At 64.7% G+C, this 1,212-nt stretch carries 1 protein-coding gene; it reads left to right on the top strand.

Annotation, left to right across the window (positions count from 1 at the left end; all coding sequences use genetic code 11):
* Positions 1-79: 79 nt before the first annotated feature.
* The coding region (locus EN781_RS32850; RefSeq protein WP_145965803.1) for an integrase core domain-containing protein at positions 80-1,212 on the top strand (1,133 nt) is incomplete at its 3' end.

Genomic DNA, 1,212 nt, shown 5'->3' with positions numbered 1-1,212 from the left:
TGTCCGAACCGGATAGATAGGTAACAGAATGGACCGATTGCATAGGTGACAGTTTTCTCCCTCGCCGGAGGACCCGGCGATGGTTTGGCGAGAGACTGGCATCATGGACGAGCGGCTTCGTTTTGTAGTGGATTGCCTTTCTGGCGAAGAGACGATGAGCGAGCTTTGTGCGGCCTACGGAATTTCGCGCAAGATCGGCTATAAATGGCTGGGTCGCTACCGGGAGTTTGGCCCGGAAGGTTTGCACGATCGGCCGCGAGCGCCGCTCAATCATGGCCGTGCGACAGCCCTTGATCTTGTCGAGCGGATCGTGGCGGCGAAGGAGACGCATCCGCTGTGGGGGCCCAAGAAGATCGTGGCGCGGCTCAAGCGCGCGGCTCCCGACTTGATCTGGCCGTCGGCCTCGACGGCAGGCGCTATCCTTGCACGGCATGGGCTTGTCAGCGCCCGCAAGCGGACCCGGCTGCGGGCCTGCGGCAATGGACCTTGGCCGGAGCCGCAAGGGCCGAACGCGGTGTGGACCGGCGATCACAAGGGCTGGTTCCGGACCCGTGACGGGTGGCGTTGCGAACCGTTGACGGTGATGGATGCGTCGAGCCGCTACTTGCTGGCGCTCGAAGCGACCGGCTCGACGGCGGATGCCGAGGCCTGGCCGGTATTCGAGCGGCTGTTTGAGGAGCATGGCCTGCCGGACCGGTTCCGAAGCGACAATGGCCCGCCCTTCGCGTCGGCCGGTGTCACCGGGCTGACACCGCTTGCGGTGCGCTTCATCAAACTCGGCATCGCCCTGGAGCGGATCGCGCCCGGCAAACCCCAGCAGAACGGGCGCCACGAGCGCTTTCATCTGACCCTGTTGCCGCTGGCCGAGGCACCGGAGGCCGACAGGGCGGCCCAGGGCCACGCCTTCGAGGCCTTCCGGCGCAGCTACAATGAAGAACGTCCCCATGAGGCGCTAGGCATGGACACTCCAGCCCAGCATTACAGATCCTCCCGGCGCGCCATGCCGACGATGCCGCCCGAGCCTGATTATCCGGCCGAGGCCGCGGTCCGTCATGTACGCCACAATGGCGAGATCAGGTGGAACGGCGGCTTCGTCTATGTCTCGCAGGCACTGGTTGGTGAAGCTGTCGCGGCCGCCCAAACCGAGGATGGTCAATGGGCTCTTTCCTTCCATGCACACCAGCTCGGCATCATCGACACAAGGCGTATGAC

The organism is Mesorhizobium sp. M4A.F.Ca.ET.090.04.2.1, from assembly GCF_003999085.1.
Lineage (GTDB): Bacteria > Pseudomonadota > Alphaproteobacteria > Rhizobiales > Rhizobiaceae > Mesorhizobium.
Note: the sequence above shows the minus strand (reverse complement) of the source record. Positions and strands in the feature narration are given on the sequence as shown.